General features: G+C 66.4%; 1 protein-coding gene. It reads right to left on the minus strand.

What is annotated here, in order from left to right; genetic code table 11:
• A partial coding sequence (locus AC1VAN_RS22765; protein WP_480986857.1) for an ABC transporter ATP-binding protein occupies positions 1–1,001 on the minus strand: 1,001 nt, incomplete at its 3' end.
• Positions 1,002–1,054: the final 53 nt, after the last annotated feature.

Genomic DNA, 1,054 nt, shown 5'->3' on the forward strand with positions numbered 1-1,054 from the left:
GGCAGCGACTGCGGCGCCACGCGCATGGTCAGCGCGTGCTGGCCGCTGCTCATGTTGACGAAGATCTCGTTGCCGACCGGCTCGATGCCTTCGATGCGCGCGGTGAACGCATGCGTGTCTTCGCTGCCTGCCGGCTGCAGGTGCTCGGGACGCACGCCCACGGCGATCGGCTTCTGCAGCCACGCCGGATCGATCGTCGCCTGCCCCAGCGGGGCACGCCACTGGCCATCGACCACGGTCACGCCACCGGCGTCGCCCTGCAGCGTGCCGCGCAGCACGTTCATCGCCGGGCTGCCGAGGAAGCCGGCCACGAACAGGTTGGCCGGGCGGTCGTACAGCGCCATCGGCGTATCGATCTGCTGGATGATGCCGTCCTTCAGCACCACGATGCGCTGGCCCAGGGTCATCGCCTCGACCTGATCGTGGGTCACGTAGATCATGGTGGTGCCCAGCTTGCGGTGCAGCTGCGCGATCTCGGTGCGCACGCTGTGGCGCAGTTTGGCATCCAGGTTGGACAGCGGCTCGTCCAGCAGGAACACCGCCGGCTCACGCACCAGCGCACGGCCCAATGCAACGCGCTGGCGCTGGCCACCGGACATCGCCTTGGGCAACTTGTCCATCATGTCGGTCAGCCCCAGCGTCTGCGCGGCTTCGCTGATGCGCTTGTCGATGGTCGCCTTGTCGTGCCCGCGCAGCTTCAGGCCAAAGGCCAGGTTCTCGGCCACGGTCATGTGCGGATACAGCGCATAACTCTGGAACACCATCGCGATGTCGCGGTCCTTCGGCGCCACGTCGTTGACCACGCGATCACCGATGGTCAACGTGCCGCCGCTGATCTCTTCCAGCCCGGCCACCATCCGCAACAGGGTCGACTTGCCACACCCCGACGGACCAACCAGCACCATCAACTCGCCGTCGGCGACCTCGAAGGTGGCGTCCTTCACTGCAACCTGGCCGTTGTCGTAGACCTTGCGCACACCCTGCAACTGCACTTTTGCCATTTCACTCATCCAGTCCGCCCGACGCCGGGCTGTCTTTTGGGACTGCCTCGGCC

This window comes from Stenotrophomonas sp. 05L44_2, from assembly GCF_056665995.1.